The following is a 25,058-nucleotide window of genomic DNA, read 5'->3' as shown; positions in this document are numbered from 1 at the left end:
GGCATGTCCGACGAGAACGCCCGACACGTCACCGAGGCAGAGGTCACCGCCGCCGAGGTCGCCCGCCTGGCAGGCGTCGGCCGCGCCGCCGTCAGCAACTGGCGGCGCCGGCACGCCGATTTCCCCAAGCCGGTCGGCGGCACGGAGACCAGCCCCTCCTTCGCCCTGGCGGAGGTCGAGCGGTGGCTGCGCGCCCAGGGCAAACTCGCCGAGGTGCCGCTGCGCGAACGCGTCTGGCAGCAGATCGCCGCCCACCCCGGCGGCCCCGTCACCGCACTCGTCAAGGCCGGCTGCGCGCTGCTCGTCGTACGGGACCGGCCCACCGACTGGCTGGAGCTGACCGCCGTCTCCGACGAGCGGTTGGCCGCCCTGCTGCGGCCCGTCCTCGACCAGGTGCTCGGCGCCCGCCTCGGGCCCGGCCACCCGCTGGAGGCCATCCGGCCCGGCCCCACCGCCATGCCGCTGCTGCGGGCCGCCGCCGAACTCGCCGCCGAACTGGGCGCCCGCAAGGCCTTCGAATTCCTGCTGGGCCGTCACCTCGACGCCAACCCCCGTCAGTACACGCTCACCCCCGACGTCCTCGCCCGGCTCATGGCCGCCCTCGCCGGCCCCGGCGTGCGCACCGTGCTCGACCCCGCCTGCGGCACCGGCACCCTGCTGCGCGCCGTACCCGGCGCCACCGTCCTGCACGCCCAGGACTCCTCGCCCGAACTCGCCGCCCTCAGCGCGCTGCGCCTGGCCCTGAACGACTCCGCCCAGGTCCGCGCCGCCGCCGCCGACAGCCTGCGCGCCGACGCCTTCGCGCAGGACACCGTCGACGCCGTGCTCTGCCACCCCCCGTTCAACGAACGCAACTGGGGCCACGAGGAACTGGCCTACGACCCCCGCTGGGAGTACGGCTTCCCGGCCCGCACGGAATCCGAACTCGCCTGGGTCCAGCACGCCCTGGCGCACCTGCGCGAGGGCGGCACCGCCGTCCTGCTGATGCCGCCCGCCGTCGCCTCCCGCCGCTCCGGCCGCCGCATCCGCGCCGACCTGCTGCGCCGGGGCGCCCTGCGGGCCGTCGTCGCCCTCCCGGCCGGGGCCGCGCCGCCGTACGGGATCCCCCTGCACCTGTGGATCCTGCGCAGGCCCGCCCCGCACGCGGTGCCCCCGCAGGGGCTGCTGCTCATCGACAGCGCGGCCGGTAGTGCCAGCGCGGCCGGTAGTGCCAGTGGTGCCAGTGGTGCCAGTGGTGCCGGTGGTGCCGGTGCGGCCGCCGGCGTCGCCTCCGTGGCCGGCGAGGTCGAGGCCGCCTGGGCCGCGTACGACCGCACCGGCTCGGTGGCGGAGGTCCAGGGCGTCAGCCGCGTCGTCCCCGTCATCGAACTGCTCGACGACGACGTGGACCTCACCCCGGCCCGCCATCTGCCGCCCCCGGCCGCGGGCGGCGGACCGGCCGAGCTGAGCTCCGTACGGGAACGGCTCGACGAGACCCTCGGCCGCGCCGCCCGGCTCACCCCGCCGCCCCCCGTCCCGGCCCCCGCGGCCGCGGCCCCGCTGTCGCTGACCACCATCGGCGAACTCGCCCGCGCCGGGGCCCTGGTGCTGCACACGGGCACCGGCAGCGGCGCCGGCGCGGCGCCCGTCCTCACCGCACAGGACGTCTACGCCGGAACTGGCCCCTCCGGCACCCTGGCCGCCACCCCCGACGCCCCGGTGCTCACCGCCCCCGGCGACGTCCTCGTCCCCGTCGTCGGCGGCGCCACCGTCGCCCGCGTCGTGGACGAGGGCACGGCCGACGCGGTCCCCGGCCGGGGCCTGCAACTGCTGCGCCCCGACCCGGCCGCCCTCGACCCGTGGTTCCTGGCCGGATTCCTGCGCGGCACCGCCAACAACCGCCGCGCCAGCAGCCACGCCTCCACCGCCACCCGGCTCGACGTACGCCGCCTCCAACTGCCCCGGCTGCCACTGGCCGAACAGCGGCGCTACGGTGCCCGCTTCCGCGCGCTGGCCGAGTTCGAGGACGCGCTGCGCCTGGCGGGACGCCTCGGCGAACAACTCGTACAGGGCCTGTACGACGGTCTCTCGGACGGCACGGTCACGCCGGACTGAGCGGGGGTGAGGGCGGCGTGCTGCGACCGTACAACGGTTGGGCACATCCCCTCACCAGCGGCCGGAAAGGCTTATACGCTTCGCTCCGCAAGCCTTTCCGCACGCCCGTCAGGAGCAGCGATGCACGGCCCCGGCCTCCCGCCGCCGCAGCACGGTCACCAGCCCAGTTCCGGGGGCGTGGTGGCACTGCGCGTGCTGTTCGCGCTGCTGCCCATCCTGAGCTGTGGCTTCCTGGCCGGGGGCACGCTGCTGCGGCTCGCGCTGGTGACCCGCAAGTCCGTCGACTGGGTGCTGCTGGTGGTCAGCGGCGTCCTGACCGTCCTGTGGGTCGTGATGATCGAGCTGGACCCGACCGCGGACACCAGCGGCTGGCAGAGCAACGTCGGGGTCGGCGGCAGCCTCGTCAGCGCCGTCGCGACCTGCGTGTACTTCCTCGTGGCCGACATCCGCCACTACGAGTCCCGGGCGGCCGGGGCCCCGCCCGCCCCCTGGTACCCGGCGCAGCCCGCCCCGTACGCCCACCCGGGGCGGACGGCGCCCTCGTACGGGTACCCGCCCGCGCAGGCGCCCGACCAGACGCACGTGCCCCCGCACGTTCCCCCGCAGGTCCCGCCACAGCCGACCCCGCCCCCGCGCATCGGGCAGGTCCGCGCCGAGCTCGACGAGCTCAGCGAACTGCTGCGCAACCAGCCGCGCCGGCCCCCGCAGCCCGGCGGCCCGTACCAGGACCCGAACGACACCCCGATCCAGGACCCCACCAAGTGACCGAACGGATCATCGGCGACCGCTATCAGCTGGCCACCATCCTGGGCCAGGGCGGCATGGGCCAGGTCTGGACGGCGTACGACCGGCGCCTGGACCGGCGCGTCGCCGTCAAGCTGCTGCGCCCCGACAAGGTGGCGGGCCCCGGCACCGTCGCCGAGGAGCTGCGCCGCCGCTTCGTGCGCGAATGCCGGGTCACGGCGCAGGTGGACCACCCGGGCCTGGTCACCGTGCACGACGCGGGCAGCGACGGCGACGAGCTCTTCCTCGTCATGGGGTACGTCGAGGGCTCCGACCTCGCCGACCACCTCGCGGAGCACGACCCGTACCCGTGGCAGTGGGCCGTCGCGGTGGTCGCGCAGCTGTGCTCGGTGCTGTCGGCGGTGCACGCGGTGCCGATCGTGCACCGCGACCTGAAGCCGCGCAATGTGATGATCCGCCCGGACGGCACCATTCTCGTCCTGGACCTCGGTGTCGCCTCCGTGATGGACACCGACACCACCCGCCTCACCAGCACCGGTTCGCCGATCGGCAGCCCCGCGTACATGGCGCCCGAGCAGGCCATGGGCGGTGCGGTCGGCCCGTACACCGACCTCTACGCGCTGGGTGTGCTGCTGTACGAACTGCTCAGCGGCAACGTCCCGTTCGCCGGCTCCACCGCCCTCGGGGTACTGCACCGCCATCTGTACGAGCCCCCGCTGCCGGTGCGCCAGCTGCGCCCGGAGGTCCCGCACCAGCTGGAGGCGCTCCTGCTCCATCTGCTGGCCAAGGACCCGCAGGACCGCCCCGCCTCCGCCCAGGAGGTCTACGAGTCGCTCGTCCCGCTGCTGCCCAAGCAGGGCACCCCGTCAGGGCCGCTCGACCCGACCCGCCCCTTCCTGCGGCCGCAGGCCCCCTGGCCGGACCGGGCCGCGGTGCTGCCGGACCGGACGATCCCCCCGCGGCCGACCGCCCCGCCTACGCCTACGCCGACGCCGATGCGTCCCGACATCCCCGGCGCCGTCGACGAGGCCCGCAAGCTGCTGGACCAGGGACAGCTGACCCAGGCCGTGGACATCCTCGGCGGCATCCTCCCGGCCGCCGCCGCGCAGCACGGGGAGCACTCGCCGGTGGTCCGCTCGCTGCGCAAGCAGTACGCGGCCACCCTGATGGACGACGGCCAGTACCGCCGCGCCCTGCCCGAACTGCGCCGCCTCGCGGACGAGTTCACGGCGGGGGACCCGCAGTCGCTGCGCTTCCGCTACGACGCGGCGCAGTGCCTGGAGCAGCTCGGCGAGCCGGCGGCCGCGCTCGCCGAGTACCGCTCGCTGCTTCCCCTGTTCGAGAACCACTACGCCAATCCGGACCCGGGCCTGCCGCTGGAGGTCCGCCGCCGGATAGCCCACCTGCTGCTGTCCCTCGGGGACCGCTCGGCGGCCCACGACACCCTGGCCCGGCTCCTGTTCGACGCCGAGCGCCTGCACGGCCCGAACCATCCCTTCCCGGCGGAGGTCCGCCGGACCCTGCACTGGCTGGGCCAGGTCAGGGGCTGAGCCGGGCGCCTGGCCGGCCACCGGCCAGTACGGCCGCCTCGGCGGCAGCCGCCTCGGCGGCAGCCGCCTCGGCGGCAGCCGCCTCCGCGTCGGCCGCCTCCGCGTCGGCCTTCGCGGCATCGGCCGGTGGGAGCCCGCCGGCCCCCGGCCGGCGCCGCCGGGCGCGCAGTACGCGCCCGGACGTGAGCGCGGCCAGGATCAGCAGGGCCGTCGCCGCGACGGTCGCGCCCGGGAGCAGGCCCGGGGGGCGGAAGGAGCAGCTGACGGTGGTGGTGCGGCCGTCCAGCGGGATCGCGACCAGGCCGAGGTGGGCCGAGGCCGGGCGGCCGTTGCAGGTCCAGCCGGCGATCGCGGGGGAGGAGAGGATCGCTGTGCCCTTGGTGCCCGGGGCCACGGTGGCGCTGATGCCCGACGAGCCGACCTTGAGCGAGGTGGCCGCCGTGGCGCGCAGCCGGTCGGTCGCCGCCTCCAACGCAGCGCGGTCCAGGCAGGCCAGCGTCCACCGCGGCGGCGGGGCGGCGTCGAAGCGCAGGGCCGACGAAGGCCCGCGCGAGACGCCCAGCCGCTGGACGGCGGCCCGGTTGCGCGGGGAGTTGCCGTCCAGGCGGAAGCCCGGCCCACCCGTGAGGCGGGCCGACGCGTTGTACTCCGGCGCCCACAGGTAGGCCTCCGTGCCCGCGCGGCAGACGCCGGGCGAGACCGGCTCCTCGTACACCTTCGCGCCCAGCAGGAGTTCCTGGTTCCGGAACGGCGCGTCCTCGGCGTAGGACAGCTCCGGTCCCGGCGGGCGCGTCGTGATCAGCGGCGGGACCTCGGCACGGGCGATGGTGCCGTCCGGCCGCAGGCGGGCGCCGACCGCGAAGACCGCGTCCGTCACCGGGTTGTCGATGCTCTGCACGTTGCGCCCGCGCGAGGTCCAGCCGGCCCCGAGCGCCACCATCGTGCGCGTGAACACGTCCGGGGTGTGGCTGCTGTAGTACGCGCCGCCCTCCCCGCCCAGCAGCATCGGGTCGTTGCCGGACAGCGCGGGCCGGCTCGGGTCCGTCCGGTACGCGGGCCAGCCCTCGGCCCCCGCCAGGGCCTTGGCGCGGGCGCCGTGGACGGCGCCCCAGGACGGGTAGTCGTCCAGCCCGCCCAGCTTGCCCTGCATGCCCCACGCCGTGGTCGCCGCGCCCTGCCCGAGCAGTACGAGGGCCAGCAGCCCCGCCGCCGGGAGCACCAGCGTGCGGTGCCGCAGCGCCCACCAGGCGCCCGCCGCGATCAGCAGCCCGGCGCCGAACAGCCCGTAGCTCCATCCGGTGACCAGCTCGCTGCCGCCCGCCCAGAGCGCCACCGCCGCCAGTACGCCCGCGCCCGCCGCCAGCGCGCGCGCCCCCGGCAGGCCCGCCGCCAGCCCGGTCCACGCGGCGATCACGACGATCCCGGCCAGTACGAACGTCTGCCGGTACGGGCTCCCGTTCGGCGTCGCGAACACGTGCCAGGCCAGATGCGTCGGCGTCCACTGGAACGAGACCAGCACGGCCACCGCCAGCCCCGCCCACCACAGCCGGGTGCGCACCGGCACGGCCCGGTGGAACGGCAGCGCCGCGACCAGCAGCAGCGTCCCCGTCCCGACGAAGAGCGCCGGAGAGGAGAAGGAGTACGTCGCGGGCAGCAGCCGGGCGAACGTGTCCGCCCAGGACACCGGCTGGAACTCCCTGACCAGTCCCGGGTACGCCTGCCCCGAGCTGATGAAGAGGGGGACGAGGACGGGCGAGGCGAGGGCGATGCCGAGCAGGGTGGTCCCCGCCGCCCGGCCGATCACCCGCAGCCGCTCGCGCGCACCCTCCCGCGTCAGCACCACCCGTACCAGCAGCACCAGCGCCGCGCCCAGGGTCGCCATGTACGCCGTGTAGAAGTTGGCGGTCCAGCAGACGGCGACGACCAGCGCCCCCAGCGCGAGCCGGCGCCCGCGCAGCGCCCATTCACCCGTCAGGCACAGCATCGGCAGGGCGATCAGCCCGTCCAGCCACATCGGGTTGTACGAGGCCTCGATCACCGACCAGCCGCACAGCGCGTACGAGGCGGCCAGCAGCCCCGCCGCCCACCACGGCCCGCGCCGCTGGGTCCGCAGCAGCCAGGCCATCGCCGCCGCGGCGGCCGCCATCTTGAGCACGGTGACGACGTACACCGCGAGGTCGATGTCCTCGCGCGGGAAGAGCCCCACCAGCACGGCGAAGGGGCTCGTCAGGTACGTGCCGAAGTCGGGCAGGAAGCTGGTGCCGTAGCCGGACTGCCAGTTGAACAGCAGGCCGCCCTCCGCGCGCCCGTGGAGCATGTCCCACAGGTGCGCGTGGAAGGGCACGAACTGGTTGCCGAGGTCGTTGATGCTGCGATGGCGCGGCCCGTACGGGAAGACGCCCGCGACGGCGTCTCCGGCACACACGGCCGCGGCCGTGATCAGGGCGGCGAGCGCCGAGCCGAACAGGCTGTGGCGCCGCGGGGAGGGATGCGGAGTCGACATGGTGGGCCGACCTTGACACCGCTGGGCGGACGAAGGGTGACCACCGGGTGGCACCGACACGAACAGCGCGTACCCCAACACCCCGGGAATCGTTGGTCGAACCGGTGGCTCGGATCACCCTGACCTCATACCATCGATCACCGCACGGCTTTGTGCATCAGCGCACAATCTCCCCGGCCCTGGAGGCTCCTTTGCACCGTCGCACAGCGCTCTCCGTCTCCGCCGTCCTGCTCGCGGCGGCCCCCCTGCTGTCCGCCTGCTCCAGTGACGTCCGGCCCGGCACCGCGGCCGTGGTCGGCGGGGAACGGATCACCACCTCCGCGCTCCAGGGCCAGGTGAACGACGTCCGCAGCGCGCAGAACACGGCCGCGCGGAAGGCGGCCGCGCAGAGCGCCGCCGCGCAGGGTGCCCAGGCCCCGGGCACCCCCCGGCTGGAGCGGCTGAAGCTCAACAAGATGATCCAGCTGCGGATCCTGGAGAGGACCGCGAAGGATGCGGGCATCACGGTCACCACCCGGGAGATCGAGGACGTCCGCAAGGAGACGAGCGAGCAGAACGGCGGCGCGGAGAAGATGGAGCAGCTGGCGCTGGCGCAGCGGCTCCCGATCGCACCGGACCAGATCGACGAGGACATCCGCTTCCAGCTGCTGCTCGGCAAGATCCAGGAGAAGTTCGGCGACGACGCGTTCGTGCCGGCCCTGAGCAAGGCCTCCGCCGCGCTGCACATCGACGTGAACCCGCGCTACGGCGGCTGGGACGCCAAGCAGATCGCGCTCGGCGAGGCGGAGACGCCGTGGATCACCCAGCGGACGAGGCCCGAGCAGCCCGAGCAGCCCCCCGCCGGAGCCTGACCCCCACGAGGTAGGTTCGGAGGGTGACCGACCACGAACCCGCCGAACCCGCCGAGCCCACCGGCCGCATCGTCCTGCTCACCGCCAGCCACCGGGTCGCGCCCGGCCTGCTGTCCTGGCCGGCGTGGCAGACCCTGCACGCCGCGGACCGGGTGCTGTGCGCCGACCCGGAGCACCCGCAGCTGCCGTACCTGCGGGAGGCGGGCGTCGAGGTCGCGCACGAGACCCCCGACGCGCAGACCCTGGTCGAGGCCTGCGCCGGCGGCCGCACCGTCGTGGTCATCCCGGGCGGCGAGGGAGACCAGCGGCTCACCGACGGGCTGGCCCGCCTGGCCGGCTCCGGCCGCGTCAGCATGCCGGACCTGGAGCTGCTGCCCGGCTCGTACGACCTGCCGGGCGCCCGACTGCTCGACCTGGTGCAGGTGATGGACCGGGTCCGCAGGGAATGCCCCTGGACCTCGCGCCAGACCCACGAGGGCCTGGTGAAGTACGCCATCGAGGAGGCGTACGAACTGGTCGAGGCCATCGAGGTCGGGGACCGGGAGGAGCTGCGCGAGGAACTCGGCGACGTACTGCTCCAGGTGGTCTTCCACGCGCGCATCGCAGAGGAGCACGAGGAGGAGCCGTTCTCCATCGACGACGTGGCCGGGAACCTCGTGGCGAAGCTGATCCACCGGCATCCGCACGTCTTCGGGGACGCGGAGGCGGAGACCGCCGAGGACGTCAGCGCGCACTGGCAGCGCACCAAGGCGGTCGAGAAGCAGCGGGAGTCGGTCACCGACGGGATCCCGCTGGGCCAGCCGGGCCTCGCGCTCGCGGCCAAGCTCGCCGGCCGGGCCCGCACCGCGAAGGTGCCGGTGGAACTGCCCCGCGGCGAGGGCGTCGGATACGAGCTGCTGGAGCTGGCGGCACGCGCCGAGGCGGCGGGAGCGGACCCCGAGGCGGCGCTGCGCGCGGCGGCCCGCGTCTACCGTGACGCGATCCGGGCCGCCGAGGGCGTCGGCCAGTAGCGGTCGATAGCGGCCGGTGGCGGCCGGGATACCGTCTTCGGGTGCATGAGCAGACCCCCGCGGACCCCGCAGCCCCAGTAGACCCCGCAGACGCCCCGACCCCTCAGGGCCCGACCCTGTTCGACTGGGAGTTCGCGACCGACCCGTACCCGGCCTACGCCTGGCTGCGCGAGCACTCCCCGGTGCACCGCACCAAGCTCCCGAGCGGGGTCGAGGCCTGGCTCGTCACCCGGTACGCCGACGCCCGCCAGGCGCTCGCCGACCAGCGCCTGAGCAAGAATCCGGCGCACCACGCGGAACCCGCGCACGCCAAGGGCAAGACCGGGATCCCGGGGGAGCGCAAGGCCGAGCTGATGACGCACCTGCTCAACATCGACCCGCCGGACCACACCCGGCTGCGGCGGCTGGTGTCGAAGGCGTTCACCCCGCGCCGCGTCGCCGAGTTCACCCCCCGGGTGCAGGAGCTCACCGACCACCTCATCGACCAGTTTGTGGGGAAGGGGGAGGCGGATCTCATCCACGAGTTCGCCTTCCCGCTCCCCATCTACGCCATCTGCGAGATGCTCGGCGTACCGCGCGAGGACCAGGACGACTTCCGCGACTGGGCCGGAATGATGATCCGGCATGGCGGTGGACCGCGCGGCGGAGTGGCCCGTTCCGTGAAGCAGATGCGCACCTATCTCGGGGAACTCATCCACCGAAAGCGGAACGATCTGGGCAATGACCTCATTTCCGATCTGATCCGGGCAAGCGATCACGGTGACCACCTGACGGAGGCCGAGGCCACCGCGATGGCCTTTATCCTGCTGTTCGCCGGATTTGAGACGACGGTCAACCTCATCGGCAACGGCGTCCACTCCCTCTTCATGAACCCGGACCAGCGCGAGCGCCTCCAGGCCTCCCTCGCCGCCGGCGAGAGCGCGCTGCTGGAAACCGGAATCGAGGAACTCCTGCGCTACGACGGCCCGGTGGAGCTGGCGACGTGGCGGTTCGCCACCGAGCCGCTGACCCTCGGCGGGCAGGAGATCGCGACGGGCGACCCCGTACTGGTGGTCCTCGCGGCCGCCGACCGCGACCCCGCCCGGTTCGCCGACCCGGACACCCTCGACCTCTCCCGGACCGACAATCAGCACCTCGGATACGGGCACGGGATCCACTACTGCCTGGGCGCGCCGCTCGCGCGACTCGAAGGACAGACCGCGCTCGCGGCTTTGCTGACGCGTCTGCCGGATCTGGAACTCGCTGTTCCACCCGAGGAGCTGCGCTGGCGCGGCGGACTCATCATGCGTGGCCTGCGCACTCTTCCCGTTCGCTTCACACCTCGAAACGATTCGAGCCCGCCGGCGCCTTGCTGACCGGAAGTCAGTTTCCGACCGGAGTTGTGACAATCGTTCGAAGGCCGCTAGGTTCTGCCGTTACCCCGCCGTTATGCGAAAGGTGCAGCTCATGCGTTCCGGGAACGGCCGCCACAGACGCCCCCGCCAGGTGCCCGCCATCGTCGTCACCGCTGGAGTCGCAGGCTCCGCGTTGGCGCTGCCGCTGCTCGCGGCGACCAACGCGAGCGCGGCCGACGCCGCCACGTGGGACAAGGTCGCCGAGTGCGAGAGCGGCGGCACCTGGAGCGCCAACGCCGGCACCGGCGCCTACGGCGGACTTCAGTTCAGCCAGGAGGAGTGGAAGAACGCGGGCGGGCTGGCCTACGCCGAGCGCGCCGACCTCGCCAGCCGGTCGCAGCAGATCGCCGTCGCCGAACGGGTGCTCGCCTCCCAGGGCCCCCAGGTGTGGTCGCTGTGCGCTGCCCCGGCCGGGCTGAGCGGGGAGGGTGCCGCCGCGCAGGTGGACCCGGGCGACGTCGGCGCGCCCGGCCCGGTCGCCCCGAGCCCGTCCCGCCCGGACCACACCGTGCCCGTCCACGGCTCCACGCCGGCGACGGACTACGGCGCCCCGACGCCGAGCCCGAACCCGTCCGGCTCGCCGTCCTTCGGGCTGCCCGACGTCCCGCTCGGCCCCTCCCTCGGACTGCCCGTCATGCCCGACCCGGACCTGCCGTCGACGACGCCCACGACCCCGGGCGGCCCGACGACCGGCCCCACCGCCCCGACGACCCCCGCCGACCCCTCGGCTCCGGCGGTCCCGACGGACCCGGGCGCGTCGCCCGCCGACCCGGCCGACCCCTCGGCCCCGGCCACGCCGGGAGCCACCCCCGGCCCCGGCGCCTCCCCGAGCCCGTCCGCCACGGCGGACGCCGCGGCCGCCGCCGCGGACGCGGGCGGCGGCAAGCACCGCGGTACGCCCGCGGTCGAGGCCTCCCTCACGTCTGATGCCGCGTCGGACCCCACGTACACCGTGAAGGCGGGCGACAGTCTGGCCGCCATCGCGGATGCCAAGGGCGTGACGGGCGGTTGGAACGCGCTCTACCAGGCCAATGAGCAGGTCATCGGCGGGGATGCCGACCTGATCAAGCCCGGCCAGAATCTGGATCTATCGAAGAAATAGGGGCACTTCGGACACCCAGAAAGGTGTGAATGTCGGGTTTCCGTAAGTGAGACATGTGTCTCTTCCGGTCAACTGGCGTGTCACGCCCGGAGCGTTCCGCAAACCCCGCCCTCACCTGCGCAAACACCCGCGCCGAGGGCGCAAGTAGGGGCGTTTCTGCCCGATGTTCCTCGTTGAACATCGGGCAGAGACCTGTCTACCTTCTGAATCGCTCGCCACCGCGGGCCTCTTCGACCGCATCGCCGAATCCTGCCGGCGGACGGAGAGAACAGTCGTCGCGTCAAGCGCCGAAGGCAGGAGCGGGGGAACCAAGTTAGGCGCCGGCACCGGCCGTTGAGAGACGGCCACGGAACCGGCTAGGGGTTAAGCCACACGCTAGGTCGTGCGGCCGGGCAACTCACTCGCCCGAACCCGACAGCTCACCTCGAAGGCGTCGGTGAGGAGAAATCCATGCTGCTTTCCGGCAAGGGCAAGCACCGTCGCGGTTCCAAGGCCGTCCGCATCGTCACGCTCGCCGGCGTCGCCGGTGTAGCCGTCGCGGCCCCCCTGATGGCCGCGGGCACCGCCTCCGCCGCGACCGCCTCCGAGTGGGACCGCGTCGCCGCGTGCGAGTCCGGCGGCAACTGGTCCATCAACACGGGCAACGGCTACTACGGCGGTCTGCAGTTCTCGTCCTCCACCTGGGCCGCCTACGGCGGCAAGGCGTACGCCGCGCAGGCCAACAAGGCCACCAAGTCGCAGCAGATAGCCATCGCCGAGAAGGTCCTCAAGGGCCAGGGCAAGGGCGCCTGGCCGCACTGCGGCGTGGGCCTGTCGAAGTCCGCGTTCAACGGCGGCGCCGCCGAGGCCCCCAAGCCGAAGCCGAAGGCCGAGCCGAAGAAGCAGGCGAAGAAGGCCGAGCCGAAGAAGGAGACCAAGCGCTCCGAGGCTCCGGTCACCCGCTCCGAGCGCGCCACGACCCCGGCCCCCGCCCAGACCGCGCCGAAGGCCGCCCCGAAGACCGAGGCCGCCCCGAAGACCGGCAACGGCTCCTACGAGGTCAAGCCGGGCGACACCCTGGGCACCATCGCCGAGGCCAACGGCGTCAAGGGCGGCTGGGAGAAGCTCTTCGAGCTGAACAAGGACATCGTCTCGGACGCCGACCTGATCTTCCCGGGTCAGATGCTGAAGCTCAGCTGAACACTGCGGCCCTAGCCGCAGGAGGGTCTCTCCCTCACACGTCGTCACCACCGCCCGGCGCGTCTTCCCCCCACGCGCCGGGCGGTTTCGTTTGTGATCAAGGGTTCTATGTCCCGAAAGACGGTTATTCGGACCCTTTTTCGTCCCAGGACCCGGGCGGTCGAGTGGTCGAGTGCCCAGAGCCGGTTAGGCTCTAGTCGGCAAGGCCGTCCCACGGCCTGACACGCCACCGCACACCCAGCGTCACATCCCAGAAGGAGATGCTCGTGCCGTCCATCGACGTCGTCGTAGCCCGGGAAATCCTGGACTCCCGAGGCAACCCCACGGTCGAGGTCGAGGTGGGCCTCGACGATGGCAGCACCGGCCGTGCTGCAGTTCCGTCCGGCGCCTCCACCGGTGCCTTCGAAGCCGTAGAGCTCCGCGACGGTGACCCCAACCGTTACTTCGGCAAGGGTGTCGAGAAGGCCGTCCTGGCCGTCATCGAGCAGATCGGCCCGGAGCTCGTCGGCTACGACGCCACCGAGCAGCGCCTGATCGACCAGGCCATGTTCGACCTCGACGCCACCGACAACAAGGGCTCGCTCGGCGCCAACGCCATCCTCGGCGTCTCCCTCGCCGTCGCGCACGCCGCGTCCGAGGCCTCGGACCTGCCGCTCTTCCGCTACCTCGGCGGCCCGAACGCGCACCTGCTGCCCGTTCCGATGATGAACATCCTCAACGGTGGGTCGCACGCCGACTCCAACGTGGACATCCAGGAGTTCATGATCGCCCCGATCGGCGCGGAGTCCTTCTCCGAGGCCGTTCGTTGGGGCTCGGAGGTCTACCACACCCTCAAGAAGGTCCTGCACACCAAGGGCCTCTCCACCGGCCTGGGCGACGAGGGCGGCTTCGCCCCGAACCTGGATTCCAACCGCGCCGCGCTCGACCTCATCGTCGAGGCCATCAAGCAGGCCGGCTACACCCCGGGCAAGGACATCGCGCTCGCGATCGACGCCGCCGCGTCCGAGTTCTACAAGGACGGCAAGTACCAGTACGAGGGCCAGTCCCGCTCGGCCGCCGAGATGACCGACTACTACGCCGAGCTCGTCGAGGCGTACCCGATCGTCTCCCTCGAGGACCCGCTGTTCGAGGACGACTGGGCCGGTTGGAAGACCCTCACCGACCGCATCGGCTCCAAGGTCCAGATCGTCGGCGACGACCTCTTCGTCACCAACCCGGAGCGTCTGGCCCGCGGCATCGAGGAGGGCTCCGCGAACGCCCTGCTCGTGAAGGTGAACCAGATCGGTTCGCTGACCGAGACCCTGGACGCCGTCGAGATGGCCCAGCGCAACGGCTTCAAGTGCATGATGTCGCACCGCTCCGGTGAGACCGAGGACGTCACCATCGCCGACCTCGCCGTCGCCGTGAACTGCGGCCAGATCAAGAGCGGCGCCCCGGCCCGCTCGGACCGTGTCGCCAAGTACAACCAGCTGCTGCGCATCGAGGAGATCCTCGACGACGCCGCGGTGTACGCGGGCCGCAGCGCCTTCCCGCGCTTCAAGGGCTAATCACGCCTCGCTTCCGTACGTCCCCGCACTCGGTCCCGTACCGTGTGCGGGGACGTATTGCGTAGTTGCGTACACAGGGGAGGCGGACCAATGGCCGGGAACCGGGACCGGTTCTCCACCTTCTCCACCGCGACCAGGCTCAAGCAGCTGGGCGAGCGCACCGCCGCCCACGTCTACCGCTCGCAGTCGCGCCGCCAGGTCCGCCGCAGCCGGCTCACCGGCCGGGCCGCGCTCCTGGTGCTCGTCCTCTGTACCCTGGTCGTCGCCCTCGCGTATCCGATGCGTCAGTACGTGTCCCAGCGCGCGGAGATCGCGGAGCAGCAGCGGGACGCCGACGACGCGCGCAAGCGCCTCGACGAACTCCGCGACGAGAAGGCCCGCTGGCAGGACCCGGCGTACGCCGAGCAGCAGGCGCGCAAGCACCTGCACTTCCTCCGGCCGGGGGAGATCGGCTACATCATGAAGGACCCCGAGGCCGAGGCCGCGGAGCGGCACCGTACCGGACAGGCCGCGTCCGACCGCCCCTGGTACTCGAACGTCTGGGACGGGGTCGACAAGGCCGACCGCCCGGGCGACTGACGGAACCAGACCCATTCACCCATAACGAAGAGACATCCCCCAGGCATGCAGACGCCACCGCCCCAGACCGACCGGACCGAGCCGACCGACGCGGACATCGAGGCGTTCGAGCAGCAGCTCGGCCGCCCGCCGCGCGGGCTCCGCGCCATCGCGCACCGCTGCCCCTGCGGCCAGCCGGACGTCGTCGAGACCGCCCCGCGGCTGCCCGACGGCACGCCGTTCCCCACGCTGTACTACCTGACGTGCCCGCGCGCGGCCTCCGCCATCGGCACGCTGGAGGCCAACGGCGTGATGAAGGAGATGCAGGCCCGGCTCGCCGAGGACCCGGAGCTCGCCGCCGCCTACCAGGCCGCGCACGAGGACTACATCCGGCGCCGGGACGCCATCGAGGTGCTCCAGGGCTTCCCGAGCGCCGGCGGCATGCCGGACCGGGTGAAGTGCCTGCACGTGCTCGTCGGCCACTCGCTGGCCGCCGGCCCGGGCGTGAACCCGTTCGGCGACGAGGCGCTCGCGATGCTGCCCGAGTGGTGGGCCAAGGGCGCCTGCGTCACGCCGTGCGCGGAGAAGAAGGAGTCGGAGTGACGAGGGTCGCCGGAATCGACTGCGGCACGAACTCGATCCGCCTCCTCGTCGCGGACTGCGACCCAGCGACCGGCGACCTGATCGAGCTGGACCGGCGGATGACCATCGTCCGGCTCGGCCAGGGCGTGGACAAGACCGGCAGGCTCGCCCCGGAGGCCCTGGAGCGCACCTTCGCGGCCTGCCGCGAGTACGCGGCGGTCATCAAGGAGCTCGGTGCGGAGAAGATCCGCTTCGTGGCGACCTCGGCCTCCCGGGACGCTGAGAACCGCGCCGACTTCGTCCAGGGCGTCCTGGACATCCTGGGCGTCGAGCCCGAGGTGATCACCGGCGACCAGGAGGCGGAGTTCTCCTTCACCGGCGCCACGCGCGAGCTCACCGCCCATGACCACCTGGAGCGGCCGTTCCTGGTGGTGGACATCGGCGGCGGCTCGACCGAGTTCGTGGTCGGCGAGGAGCACGTCCGCGCGGCCCGCTCGGTCGACATCGGCTGCGTCCGGATGACCGAACGCCACCTGGTGGTCGACGGCGCCGTCACCGACCCGCCGACTCCCGGGCAGATCGCCGCCATACGGGCCGACATCGAGGCGGCCCTGGACCTGGCCGCCGAAACGGTCCCACTGGCCGAGGCCCGCACCCTGGTGGGCCTGGCCGGCTCGGTGACCACGGTCGCCGGCATCGCCCTCGGCCTGCCCGCGTACGACTCGTCGGCGATCCACCACTCCCGGATCCCGTACGAGAAGGTCCGCGAGATCAGCGAGCACATGCTGACGACGACCCACGCCGAACGCGCGGCGATCCCGGTGATGCACCCGGGCCGCGTGGACGTGATCGGCGCGGGCGCCCTGGTCCTCCTGGCCATCATGGACCGCATCGGCGCCTCGGAGGTCGTCGTCTCGGAACACGACATCCTGGACGGCATCGCCTGGTCCATCGCCTGAGACTGAGCGGGGCCCCGGTCGGTGACCGGGGCCCGCTCTGGCTGGGTGGCGACCACTGGTTCGGTCACCAGAAACCGGGCGAACCCGGGTACCAGCCACTGCACGTGCACGTCCGGCCCGGGGACAACCCCCGGAACGGGCAGATCGAGGGCGCAGAGGAGCATTACTACTATGACCTGGAGTGACTTTGTCGTGAATGCGCAGGCCTTCGCGACGTACTACGACGAGGTTCCCGACCTGATGGGTGTCCGGCTGCGGTCGGTACACCTGGACGGCTTCGACCCGACAGTCACCTTGCGGCTCGACCTCCCGAGATTCCCGGATCGGTGGGACGGCATGCCGGGAGACACCATGCAGTGCCAAATCCAGTTCTACATGGTTCAGGACTTCCTGATGGAGGGCTGGCAGCCGCCGGTCACGGCGGACATCACACTACGCGCGCTTCCGTTGCACCGGCTGGCCGTGCAAGTGACGGCACCCGGCGTCGCTGTTTCGTTCACGGCGAACGCGTCGGTCAAGGCAGGAAGGATCAGCGTGTTCAAGCTGGACCCGGACGGCGGCGACAGCGGCCCGCACCACTTCAGCCGTGGGCTCGAGAGCAAGCTCTATCCGACGGTTCCCCCGACGTACGTGAACACCTTCTACGAGCGTGTGTGAGATGACTGAATCAAGCGACTGGTCGGAGCTGCGGGCCTTGTACGGCACGGCGCCGGTGCCCGACCTAGACAGCTGCGACTTCTTCCACGTCCACGTCGACGAGCGCGGCGCCTCGGTGACCTTCGGCTTCGAGACCCAGCAACTACCGCCGCACCCGAAGCCGGAGTGGTCGGAGAAGGCGTACAACACCTTGTGCTTCTGGATCGAGTTCACCGGAGTGACCGACCTCCGGCTGTCCGGCATCCACGCGGAGGCGGAGCGCGCGGTTCAGATCACCGGAGGCGATACGCCGGACGGCCTCCGGGTTTCGGTGAACAGCGACACCCGGTCTATCACCTTCGCCGCCTCCTCCTCGCAGGTCTCACACACTCGGGTTTACCTGCAGGGGGCGCTGTAGCAGCAGAGCTCCAGAAGGCATTGGACCGGGCGAGGTCGTCACCATCAGTGCCAACGAGATTCCCGGCGGCGGGGGACACAGTTGGAGCATGAACTTCGAAGACCGAGCCAGGCTGATCCCAGTCGGCCCACCCACGGAGATCCCCAAGTGACAGAAGCAGATCCCGGCGTCGTGGTTACCTGGGCCCCGGGCGACACCACGGTCCGCTGGAGTGGCCCGGTGGGGACCGCCGAGAAGGTGTACGAGCGTCCGCCGCAGGACGTCATGGCGTGGCGGGAGTACGACGAGACGCTCGTAGTGGTGGTGGAAGCCGTCAACAGCGCACCGTTCACCCCGTCGGACAATGCGGTGGTCTTCCGGGCCGACGGCTCGGAGCGATTTCGGCTGCATCCGCCGCGCGACCTGCTGCCGACCCTGAGTGACGTACACGGTTTCTACCTCGCGGTACCGCAGGACGGGCGGCCGCTCATGATCATGGTCACGCGCAACGCGGGTGACTTCCAGGGCCGCATCGACCTGGAGACCGGCGAGATCGTGGACACCAACATCTGGCGCTGAGCCGGGAGAAGAGTGTCGACCGGCAAGGCCTGACATGAAGCCCAGCCTATGGCGTCCATTCGCGCTGCCGCCCGGCGGTACCGGCCGGAGACGTTGGGCGGCTCATGGTGGACCTTGAGCTGGCTGCGCGGCACCTATTTCCCGCTGATGGTCGTGGATATCGACCCGCACGCCCGGACGGCGGAGGGCCTGCGCGTGGCAGTCCCCGCGCGTTACGCTCGGGCTCACCGACGCCCAGGTCCAGGCTGTCGGCCTGCCACGACACCCGCGGTCATGGGGTGACCAGGGGCGGTGGCGGTGGCGGCGTCCATCGTGGCCTTTCGTGTGGCTGGTCATAGCAGGCCGATGCGGGCGTCCGCGCGGTAGCCGACCGTGCCGGTGAGTACGCGGCGGCCGGGGCGGAATGCGGGCAGGAGCGGGTCGAGGCTTACGCCGATGTGAGCGCCGCGGATTCTCTGGGCGCGCAGGGCCCAGCCGTGCGGCGGTGCGGGGAGGCGCAGGAGAGTGTCCGGGTGTCCGTAGTCGAGGGCCCAGACGTCCTGTACGTAGTAGAGGACGTGCGTGGTGCGCGGGTAGGCGTTCCCCGCGCGCAGGCCGAGCCCGGCGGCGATCCCGTACAGGTAGCGCTCGCTCCGGTGGGCCTCGGGGTGGCACATCATCGCGTACGGGTTGCCGCTGCGCCCCAGGGCGTAGGAGACGGTCACCCCGCTGAGGAACTCCGGTCCAGGTGTGACCGCCCGTGGCAGAGCGAGGGTCACTCCGCCACCTGCCAAAGCAGCTCCGCCCACACCGATTTGCCCATGGGCCGCTCGTCGGTTCCCCACCTGGCGGCGAGGGCTTCGACGATGATCAGTCCGCGCCCCCGGGCGCGTACGTCGGATCCGGGCTTGCGCTTCGGAGTGCGGCGGCACGGGTCGTGTACCTCGATGAGCGTTCGGCCGGGGCAGGCGTCGAGGACGATGCGCAGGGAGTCGCCTGGTTCAGTGCCGTAGCGCACAGAGTTGGTGACGAGCTCGGAGACGATGAGGGCCACATCGCTCACGTGTTCCTCGGGTACGGCGGGGACTTCGTGGATGACGGACTCCCGTGCCCAGGATCGGGCTGCGTGCACCAGCTCGGGCGAGCTGTCTATGAGCAACTGCGGGGGCGGCCCAATGGGCGGGCCACTCGGCAGGTTCAGTCCTTGCGGGCGCATGGGCACCATGCGATCCCCTTTCAAGGCATGCCGCAGCAGCGCGACATGACGTCGCGTCAGCGGAGCTAACTCCAACTTCGTGACGCTAGGTTGCTCCCTCCGTGCTGTCCGTGGCAATCCCTAGCGGGAGTGAATGCAAAATTGCACCTCCAGTGGTGGTGGGGGTGGGATGGCCATGGGGAAGGTGACATCCGTTAACGGCGCACGGCAGACTGTCGGCCATATGGTGAGCGGGGAGGGGAACCAGTGAGTGCGCCCACGGTGCGCCGGCGCAGGCTCGGCGGGAAGCTGCGAGATCTGCGCGGGTCTCTCACCCTCGACGACGTCGCCGAGAAGTCCGGAGGACGCTTCGGCACGCACAAGCTGAGCCGCCTGGAGACGGCGAAAGTCGCGGCCAAGCAGCAGGACATCGACGAACTGCTCAGCCTGTACGCGGAGTTGGGTCGAGAGATCGACGACGAACTGCGTGCTGCGCTGTTGACGCTGACCAAAGAGGGCGGGCAGCGGGGCTGGTGGCACTCGTATCGCGGTGTGCTGACCCCGGTCTACGAAGATCTGATTTCCCTTGAGGCTGAGGCAACCTCCGTCAAGACGTGGCAACTCGGCGCGGTTCCCGGACTGCTTCACACGGCGGAGTACGCCCGGGAGGTCATCAAGGCGACCGCCATGTCAGAGGGCGTCGAGGCCAAGGTTGATGCCCTCGTGGAGGTCCGCTTGGCGCGGCAAGCCGTGCTCACCCGTGAAGATCCGTTGAAGCTCTGGGCCGTTATCGCCGAGGGCGCCCTCCGCGCGAAAACCGGAGACCCCTCCGTGATGGATGAGCAGCTCGGCCGCCTGCTGACGATGGGGAAGCGCCCGAACATCGACATTCAGGTCCTGCCGTCGGAGGCGCCGCCACACGTTGGTCTTCTCGGGTCGTTCTCCATCCTGGGGTTCGGTGATCACGACGACCTCGACGTCGTCCATACGGAGGCGCTCACGGCTGCGCTGTACGTCGAGCGGCGCGAGCAGGTCGCCATGTACCGAGATGCCGCGCAGCGGCTGGCCGCTGCTGCCGAGTCGGTCGAGGGGTCGGCGGAAATGATCACAGAGATAAGGAAAGCCCTATGAGCCACATTGACGACGCGTCCATGCTCCCCGTGACCTGGTGGAAGTCGTCGCGCAGTGACACAGGCGCACAGTGCGTCGAGTGCGGCATCGTCGACGCCGGCGAGCGGATCCTCGCCGTGCGGGACAGCAAGCAGCCGGCCGGGCCCGCCCTGCTGCTCTCGTACGCCGCCTTCGGCGGTCTCGTCGAGGGCGTCAAGCACGGCGCGCTGTAGCCCGGTCGATCGGACCGCGAGCGCGCCCCCTGTCCGGCCGTGTGGCCGGACTAGGGGGCGCCCTCATCTGAGCCAGATGCGAATGCCCGACTACGAGACCTGCATCGAGGTCCCTGCGACCTCGATCACGGCCCTGCTGGAGGGGAACAGTGGAGCTGATCACCAGCGCCGCGCGTGACAGGCTGTTCGAGAGCTTTGAGAGCGACGCTTTCCACTTGGAGCTTCGGGACGACTACGGCTCTCCTGTGGAGGACACGCCGTACGCGCGCTGGCAGCGCGGCGAGCCGGACGACTTCGCATGGCTCGATCCGTGGATGACGCTCATGAAGCGCATCACCAGCGAGGGGAAGGCGGTTCGGCGCGTGCGCGTCGTGACCGAACCCCACAGTCAGTACGTCGGGTGGGAGCACTCGCTCACCTGCCTGAACATGGAAGCCGGTGAAGACATCCGGTGGCTACCGCGCCACCGGCTACCGTCCGACCTCACGTTCCCCCTCGATCGGAATGACTGGTGGCTCTATGACGACCGCCTGCTCGCGGTTGGGCACTTCGACCCGGACGGGCGCGTACTCGGCTCGCAGCTGATCGAAGACCCACAGATCGTTTCCGAGTGCGTCCGGGTGCGGGATCGGCTGTGGGGACTCGCAGTACCTCACGTCGAGTACAAGCTCTGATCTATCCGTGAGCAACCGAGCACAAGAGGCCCGGGAGGCGCTGGGCGCCCGGCTGCGCGGATTCCGCAAGGACGCGGGATTCCGGAGCGGACGGGCGTTCGCCGCCGTCACCGGGTGGCAGGAATCGAAGGTCTCCCGGATCGAGAACGGCAAGCAGAACGCCAGTGAGGACGACATCAGGGCCTGGTGCCGGCACACCGATGCCGACGATCAGACCGACGACCTGATCGCCACGGTCCGCCACATCGAAGAGCTCTGGCTCGAATGGCGGCGACAGCTGCATGCGGGCGCCGAGCCGAGGCAGCGCAAGGCCATGCCGGTCTATGAAAAGACCCGCGTGTTCCGGATCTGGCATCCCACCCTCGTGTGGGGAACCATCCAGACCGCCGCATACGCCGCGGAGACGTTTCGGCAGGTCATCGACTTCTACGACATCCCGGACGACACGGACGCCGCCGTGGCCAAGCGCATGGAACGGCAGCAGTACCTCTATAAGGGCAACCGGATCTTCAACGTGCTGCTTGCCGAGCAGGCGCTCTACACGAACTTCGGTGGCCCCGAAGTCATGCGGGGTCAGCTTGACCGACTGCTCGCGGTCATGTCGCTGCATCGGCTGAGCCTTGGGTTCGTGCCCCGATCCGCACCCATGCACATCTGGCCGGGCAACTCCTTCTCGATGTTCGACGACAAGCTCGTGCTCGTGGAGACCTACTCCGCCGAGTTCTCGGTCACCCAACCGCGCGAGATCGCTCTGTACGCACGGGCGTTCGACCTGCTCAAGCGCTCGGCGGTGTACGGAACACCGGCGCGCGCGCTGATCGCGCGTGCCCTTGAACGTCTCGACGACTGATCAGCCACCGGTACGGGTGTCCGCGCGGTACTCGCGCCGGATGCCCCGATGCCCGGGCGGAAGTGCCTGGTCGGGCGGGTGGGGAGGGGTGCAGGGGGGCCTGGAGGGGGCTTTGGTCCCATGATCCGGAGAAACTTCGTGAAGTTCTTCACAAGGAAAAGATGGCTGGAGGGTCAACACGGGGGACTTTCGGAGGTCCCCGGGTGCTCTCGGGCGCCTTTTGTGCGGGCGTTCGTGCGAATCGCGGAGCTCGGTCGGCGGCGTCGGTAGGTATCCACGAAGCCGGTGGTCTACTCCGGTTCCGGCCTGTGTGGCCAGTTCAGGGCGGGTGAACAACGACTCCCGTTACACCTTGGTTCCCGTTTCGCGCCATGACCTCGGTCACGTGGGCGGCGGAGTGTAGCAGAGGCACCCCGACTCCTTGTGAAGGGGCTCACGAGCGTCACCCCTGAGGGTGCTGGATACTCGTTGCATGAGCACCACGGAGCGTCCCAGGATCCTCGTTGTAGGAGGTGGGTACGTAGGCCTGTACGCAGCCAAGCGCATCATGAAGAAGATGCGCTACGGCGAGGCGACCGTCACGGTCGTCGACCCGCGCTCGTACATGACCTACCAGCCCTTCCTCCCCGAAGTGGCCGCAGGCAGCATCTCGCCTCGGCACGTCGTCGTCCCGCTGCGACGCGTGCTGCCCAAGGCTGAGGTTCTCACCGGCCGGGTCACCACCATCGACCAGGACCGCAAGGTCGCCGTCGTCACGCCGCTCGTCGGCGAGGCGTACGAGCTGCCCTTCGACTACCTGGTGATCGCGCTCGGCGCCGTCTCCCGCACCTTCCCGATCCCCGGCCTCGCCGAACAGGGCATCGGTATGAAGGGCGTCGAAGAGGGCATCGGCCTGCGCAACCACGTGCTGGAGCAGCTCGACAAGGCCGAGTCCACGACGGACGAGAACGTCCGCCGCAAGGCCCTCACCTTCGTCTTCGTCGGCGGCGGCTTCGCCGGTGCGGAGACCATCGGCGAGGTCGAGGACATGGCCCGCGACGCCGCGAAGTACTACTCCACGATCAAGCGCGAGGACATGCGCTTCATCCTGGTCGACGCGGCCGACAAAATCCTCCCCGAGGTCGGGCCCAAGCTCGGCACCTGGGGCAAGGAGCACCTCGAGTCCCGCGGCATCGAGATCTACCTCAACACCTCCATGGACTCCTGCGTGGACGGCCACGTGGTGCTGAAGAACGGCCTTGAGGTCGACTCCAACACCATCGTGTGGACCGCCGGCGTCAAGCCCAACCCGGCGCTGGCCCGCTTCGGCCTGCCGCTCGGCCCGCGCGGCCACGTGGACGCCGAGCCGACCCTCCAGGTCAAGGGCACGGACTACATCTGGACCGCCGGCGACAACGCCCAGGTTCCCGACGTCGCCTCCCGCAAGGCCGGCGTGGAGAACGCCTGGTGCCCGCCGAACGCCCAGCACGCGCTGCGCCAGGCCAAGGTCCTCGGCGACAACGTGGTCTCCGGCCTGCGGGGCTTCCCGCAGAAGGAGTACAGCCACTCCAACAAGGGTGCGGTGGCGGGCCTCGGCCTCCACAAGGGCGTGGCGATGATCGTCATGGGCAAGATGAAGATCAAGCTCAAGGGCCGTCTCGCCTGGTACATGCACCGTGGCTACCACGGCATGGCCATGCCGACCTGGAACCGCAAGATCCGCGTCTTCGCCGACTGGACCCTCGGCAGCTTCCTCAAGCGCGAGGTCGTCTCCCTCGGTGCGCTGGAGACCCCGCGCGAGGAGTTCTACGAGGCCGCCAAGCCGGCGCCGGCTCCGGCCGCCGCCGCCACCCCGGCCCAGAAGGCCAAGGCCTCCTGACCCGGAACTGACCGGAACACCCAGCACGTCCCCGAAGGGGCCGTCCGCCATCCGTGGTGCGGGCGGCCCCTTCGGCATGTCCGGGCTCAGGAATGGGTAGGCCGTTCGGTCGGAGCTTTCTGGAGGTGCCTACGATGACCGACGCCGCGCCGCGGCTGGCCGCCCTTGCCGAAACCTTGCTGGGCGCCCCCCTGCCCGTCCGCATACGGGCCTGGGACGGAAGTGAGGCCGGCCCGCCCACGGGCCCCACCCTGGTGCTGACCCACCGGCGCGCCCTGCGCCGCATGCTGTGGAAACCCGGCGAGCTGGGGCTGGCCCGTGCCTGGGTCGCCGGTGACCTGACCGTCGAGGGTGACCTCTTCGAGCTGCTGGACCGGGTGGCCGGGCTGCTCTGGGAGCGGGAGCCCGCCGCCGAGCCCGCCCGGCCCGCCGCCGGCACCCTCGCGTTGCTGCGGGAGCCGCGCGCACGGGCCGCCGTACGGGAGCTGATCGCGCTGGCCCGGCCCTGGACGCCGCCCCCGCCGCCGCCCGAAGAGGCCGTCCGGCGCGGCGGATCCCCGCACACCAAGGGCCGCGACCGGCAGGCGATCAGCCACCACTACGACGTGGGCAACGAGTTCTACGAGCACGTCCTCGGCCCCTCCATGGTGTACTCCTGCGCCTACTGGAGCCCCGGCGGCACCCTGGAGGACGCCCAGCGGGACAAACTCGACCTGGTCTGCCGGAAACTGAACCTGCGGCCGGGAGCCCGGCTCCTGGACGTCGGCTGCGGCTGGGGTTCCATGGCCCTGCACGCCGCCCGCGAGTACGGCGTCCGCGTCACCGGGATCACGCTCTCGCGCGAGCAGGCCGTGTACGCCCGCAAGCGGGTCGCCGAGGAGGGGCTGGCGGACCTGGTCGAGATCCGGGTTCAGGACTACCGGGACGTCAAGGACGGTCCGTACGACGCCATTTCCTCCATCGGCATGGCCGAACACGTCGGCGCGGCGCGCTACCGCGACTACGCCCGCACCCTGCACGCCCTGCTGCGCCCCGGCGGCAGGCTGCTGAACCACCAGATCGCGCGGCCCCCCGAGCCCGACGAAGCGGCGTACCACGTCGACGAGTTCATCGACGCGTACGTCTTCCCCGACGGCGAGCTCTCCCCGCTCGGCAGCACCGTCGGCGAACTGGAACGGGCCGGGTTCGAGGTCCGCGACGTGGAGGCGCTGCGCGAGCACTACGCGCTCACCCTGCGGGCCTGGGTGGCGCGGCTGGAGCGGCACTGGGAGGAGGCGGTACGGCTGACCTCGCCCGGGCGGGCCAGGGTGTGGCTGCTGTACATGGCGGCCTGCGCGCTCGGCTTCGAGCGGGGCCGGCTCGGGGTCAACCAGGTGCTCGCGGTGCGGTCCGCGCCGGAGGGGGAGTCGGGCCTGCCGCTGCGCTCGCGCACCTGGGGCGGGTAGCCCCGGACGGGACGGTGAGAGAGGTGCAG

At 71.3% G+C, this 25,058-nt stretch carries 25 protein-coding genes and 1 riboswitch; of the genes, 22 read left to right on the top strand and 3 right to left on the bottom strand.

Annotated elements, in window-relative coordinates; translation table 11 throughout:
• The first annotated feature begins 3 nt into the window (after positions 1-3).
• The 3 genes from MTF65_RS16750 to MTF65_RS16740 all read left to right on the top strand — a co-directional run bounded on the left by MTF65_RS16750 (position 4) and on the right by MTF65_RS16740 (position 4,388).
• A complete protein-coding gene (locus MTF65_RS16750; protein WP_243629507.1) occupies positions 4-2,094 on the top strand; it encodes an N-6 DNA methylase in 2,091 nt (696 codons plus the stop codon).
• Between the two features lie 120 nt (positions 2,095-2,214).
• A complete protein-coding gene (locus tag MTF65_RS16745) occupies positions 2,215-2,859 on the top strand; it encodes a hypothetical protein (protein ID WP_243629506.1) in 645 nt (214 codons plus the stop codon).
• Entirely contained in the window at positions 2,856-4,388 is a 1,533-nt protein-coding gene (locus MTF65_RS16740; protein ID WP_308407181.1) for a serine/threonine-protein kinase, read from the top strand. The genes MTF65_RS16745 and MTF65_RS16740 overlap by 4 nt, the downstream gene beginning before the upstream one ends.
• On the opposite strand, the gene MTF65_RS16735 is transcribed toward MTF65_RS16740, so the two are convergent.
• Entirely contained in the window at positions 4,378-6,891 is a 2,514-nt protein-coding gene (locus tag MTF65_RS16735) for a YfhO family protein (protein ID WP_243629505.1), read from the bottom strand. The genes MTF65_RS16740 and MTF65_RS16735 overlap by 11 nt on opposite strands.
• Positions 6,892-7,082: 191 nt before the next feature.
• Between MTF65_RS16735 and MTF65_RS16730 the strand changes: the two genes are divergently transcribed.
• From MTF65_RS16730 to MTF65_RS16675, 13 genes are all read left to right on the top strand, one after another.
• Entirely contained in the window at positions 7,083-7,742 is a 660-nt protein-coding gene (locus tag MTF65_RS16730; protein ID WP_243629504.1) for a SurA N-terminal domain-containing protein, read from the top strand.
• A gap of 23 nt (positions 7,743-7,765) precedes the next feature.
• The gene (locus MTF65_RS16725) at positions 7,766-8,752 is read left to right on the top strand and encodes a nucleoside triphosphate pyrophosphohydrolase (RefSeq protein ID WP_243629503.1); all 987 of its coding nucleotides are present in this window, start codon (positions 7,766-7,768) and stop codon (positions 8,750-8,752) included.
• Positions 8,753-8,793: 41 nt separating this feature from the next.
• A complete protein-coding gene (locus tag MTF65_RS16720; RefSeq protein WP_374207243.1) occupies positions 8,794-10,107 on the top strand; it encodes a cytochrome P450 in 1,314 nt (437 codons plus the stop codon).
• A 91-nt stretch (positions 10,108-10,198) separates the two neighbouring features.
• The gene (locus MTF65_RS16715) at positions 10,199-11,248 is read left to right on the top strand and encodes a transglycosylase family protein (protein ID WP_243629502.1); all 1,050 of its coding nucleotides are present in this window, start codon (positions 10,199-10,201) and stop codon (positions 11,246-11,248) included.
• A gap of 275 nt (positions 11,249-11,523) precedes the next feature.
• Positions 11,524-11,696: riboswitch (cyclic di-AMP (ydaO/yuaA leader) on the top strand.
• A gap of 2 nt (positions 11,697-11,698) precedes the next feature.
• Positions 11,699-12,427: a transglycosylase family protein gene (locus MTF65_RS16710; RefSeq protein WP_243629501.1), complete on the top strand. Its 729-nt coding sequence runs from the start codon at positions 11,699-11,701 to the stop codon at positions 12,425-12,427.
• Positions 12,428-12,687: 260 nt separating this feature from the next.
• A complete protein-coding gene (eno, locus tag MTF65_RS16705) occupies positions 12,688-13,974 on the top strand; it encodes a phosphopyruvate hydratase (RefSeq protein WP_243629500.1) in 1,287 nt (428 codons plus the stop codon).
• Positions 13,975-14,064: 90 nt separating this feature from the next.
• A complete protein-coding gene (locus MTF65_RS16700) occupies positions 14,065-14,553 on the top strand; it encodes a septum formation initiator family protein (protein ID WP_243629499.1) in 489 nt (162 codons plus the stop codon).
• Positions 14,554-14,598: 45 nt separating this feature from the next.
• A complete protein-coding gene (locus tag MTF65_RS16695; protein ID WP_243629498.1) occupies positions 14,599-15,135 on the top strand; it encodes a DUF501 domain-containing protein in 537 nt (178 codons plus the stop codon).
• The gene (locus tag MTF65_RS16690; protein ID WP_243629497.1) at positions 15,132-16,073 is read left to right on the top strand and encodes a Ppx/GppA phosphatase family protein; all 942 of its coding nucleotides are present in this window, start codon (positions 15,132-15,134) and stop codon (positions 16,071-16,073) included. Before MTF65_RS16695 ends, MTF65_RS16690 begins: the two co-directional genes overlap by 4 nt.
• A gap of 104 nt (positions 16,074-16,177) precedes the next feature.
• A complete protein-coding gene (locus MTF65_RS30725; protein WP_374207249.1) occupies positions 16,178-16,258 on the top strand; it encodes a hypothetical protein in 81 nt (26 codons plus the stop codon).
• The gene (locus MTF65_RS16685) at positions 16,245-16,730 is read left to right on the top strand and encodes an immunity 50 family protein (protein ID WP_243629496.1); all 486 of its coding nucleotides are present in this window, start codon (positions 16,245-16,247) and stop codon (positions 16,728-16,730) included. The genes MTF65_RS30725 and MTF65_RS16685 overlap by 14 nt, the downstream gene beginning before the upstream one ends.
• 1 nt (position 16,731) lies before the next feature.
• Entirely contained in the window at positions 16,732-17,127 is a 396-nt protein-coding gene (locus MTF65_RS16680) for an Imm50 family immunity protein (protein ID WP_243629495.1), read from the top strand.
• 147 nt (positions 17,128-17,274) lie between these two features.
• Complete coding sequence (locus MTF65_RS16675) at positions 17,275-17,685, top strand: hypothetical protein (RefSeq protein WP_243629494.1); 411 nt, start codon at positions 17,275-17,277, stop codon at positions 17,683-17,685.
• A 332-nt stretch (positions 17,686-18,017) separates the two neighbouring features.
• On the opposite strand, the gene MTF65_RS16670 is transcribed toward MTF65_RS16675, so the two are convergent.
• The gene (locus MTF65_RS16670; protein ID WP_243629493.1) at positions 18,018-18,443 is read right to left on the bottom strand and encodes a hypothetical protein; all 426 of its coding nucleotides are present in this window, start codon (positions 18,441-18,443) and stop codon (positions 18,018-18,020) included.
• A complete protein-coding gene (locus tag MTF65_RS16665) occupies positions 18,440-18,880 on the bottom strand; it encodes an ATP-binding protein (protein ID WP_279399207.1) in 441 nt (146 codons plus the stop codon). The genes MTF65_RS16670 and MTF65_RS16665 overlap by 4 nt, the downstream gene beginning before the upstream one ends.
• Before the next feature lie 246 nt (positions 18,881-19,126).
• Here MTF65_RS16665 and MTF65_RS16660 point away from each other — a divergent pair, with 246 nt between their 5' ends.
• From MTF65_RS16660 to MTF65_RS16635, 6 genes are all read left to right on the top strand, one after another.
• Positions 19,127-19,990: a DUF5753 domain-containing protein gene (locus MTF65_RS16660; protein WP_243629491.1), complete on the top strand. Its 864-nt coding sequence runs from the start codon at positions 19,127-19,129 to the stop codon at positions 19,988-19,990.
• Entirely contained in the window at positions 19,987-20,202 is a 216-nt protein-coding gene (locus tag MTF65_RS16655; RefSeq protein WP_243629490.1) for a DUF397 domain-containing protein, read from the top strand. The genes MTF65_RS16660 and MTF65_RS16655 overlap by 4 nt, the downstream gene beginning before the upstream one ends.
• A gap of 149 nt (positions 20,203-20,351) precedes the next feature.
• Positions 20,352-20,876 carry a DUF6879 family protein gene (locus MTF65_RS16650; protein ID WP_243629489.1) on the top strand — a complete coding sequence of 175 codons (525 nt, stop codon included), beginning with the start codon at positions 20,352-20,354 and terminating at the stop codon, positions 20,874-20,876.
• 7 nt (positions 20,877-20,883) lie between these two features.
• Entirely contained in the window at positions 20,884-21,726 is an 843-nt protein-coding gene (locus MTF65_RS16645) for a helix-turn-helix transcriptional regulator (RefSeq protein WP_243629488.1), read from the top strand.
• Between the two features lie 472 nt (positions 21,727-22,198).
• Positions 22,199-23,584: an NAD(P)/FAD-dependent oxidoreductase gene (locus MTF65_RS16640; RefSeq protein ID WP_243629487.1), complete on the top strand. Its 1,386-nt coding sequence runs from the start codon at positions 22,199-22,201 to the stop codon at positions 23,582-23,584.
• Positions 23,585-23,718: 134 nt separating this feature from the next.
• Positions 23,719-25,029: a cyclopropane-fatty-acyl-phospholipid synthase family protein gene (locus tag MTF65_RS16635; protein WP_243629486.1), complete on the top strand. Its 1,311-nt coding sequence runs from the start codon at positions 23,719-23,721 to the stop codon at positions 25,027-25,029.
• Positions 25,030-25,058 lie beyond the last annotated feature (29 nt).

The organism is Streptomyces sp. APSN-46.1, assembly GCF_022815725.1.
Taxonomy (GTDB): Bacteria; Actinomycetota; Actinomycetes; order Streptomycetales; family Streptomycetaceae; genus Streptomyces.
The sequence above is the reverse complement of the archived record's forward strand: the minus strand, read 5'-3'. Positions and strand labels throughout refer to the sequence as shown.

Coding starts and splice junctions, on each gene's coding strand:
- MTF65_RS16750 (WP_243629507.1), top strand. CDS start 4: ATGTCCGACGAGAACGCCCGACACGTCACCGAGGCAGAGGTCACCGCC.
- MTF65_RS16745 (WP_243629506.1), top strand. CDS start 2,215: ATGCACGGCCCCGGCCTCCCGCCGCCGCAGCACGGTCACCAGCCCAGT.
- MTF65_RS16735 (WP_243629505.1), bottom strand. CDS start 6,891: ATGTCGACTCCGCATCCCTCCCCGCGGCGCCACAGCCTGTTCGGCTCG.
- MTF65_RS16715 (WP_243629502.1), top strand. CDS start 10,199: ATGCGTTCCGGGAACGGCCGCCACAGACGCCCCCGCCAGGTGCCCGCC.
- MTF65_RS16710 (WP_243629501.1), top strand. CDS start 11,699: ATGCTGCTTTCCGGCAAGGGCAAGCACCGTCGCGGTTCCAAGGCCGTC.
- eno (WP_243629500.1), top strand. CDS start 12,688: ATGCTCGTGCCGTCCATCGACGTCGTCGTAGCCCGGGAAATCCTGGAC.
- MTF65_RS16700 (WP_243629499.1), top strand. CDS start 14,065: ATGGCCGGGAACCGGGACCGGTTCTCCACCTTCTCCACCGCGACCAGG.
- MTF65_RS16695 (WP_243629498.1), top strand. CDS start 14,599: ATGCAGACGCCACCGCCCCAGACCGACCGGACCGAGCCGACCGACGCG.
- MTF65_RS16685 (WP_243629496.1), top strand. CDS start 16,245: ATGACCTGGAGTGACTTTGTCGTGAATGCGCAGGCCTTCGCGACGTAC.
- MTF65_RS16680 (WP_243629495.1), top strand. CDS start 16,732: ATGACTGAATCAAGCGACTGGTCGGAGCTGCGGGCCTTGTACGGCACG.
- MTF65_RS16665 (WP_279399207.1), bottom strand. CDS start 18,880: ATGCGCCCGCAAGGACTGAACCTGCCGAGTGGCCCGCCCATTGGGCCG.
- MTF65_RS16655 (WP_243629490.1), top strand. CDS start 19,987: ATGAGCCACATTGACGACGCGTCCATGCTCCCCGTGACCTGGTGGAAG.
- MTF65_RS16640 (WP_243629487.1), top strand. CDS start 22,199: ATGAGCACCACGGAGCGTCCCAGGATCCTCGTTGTAGGAGGTGGGTAC.
- MTF65_RS16635 (WP_243629486.1), top strand. CDS start 23,719: ATGACCGACGCCGCGCCGCGGCTGGCCGCCCTTGCCGAAACCTTGCTG.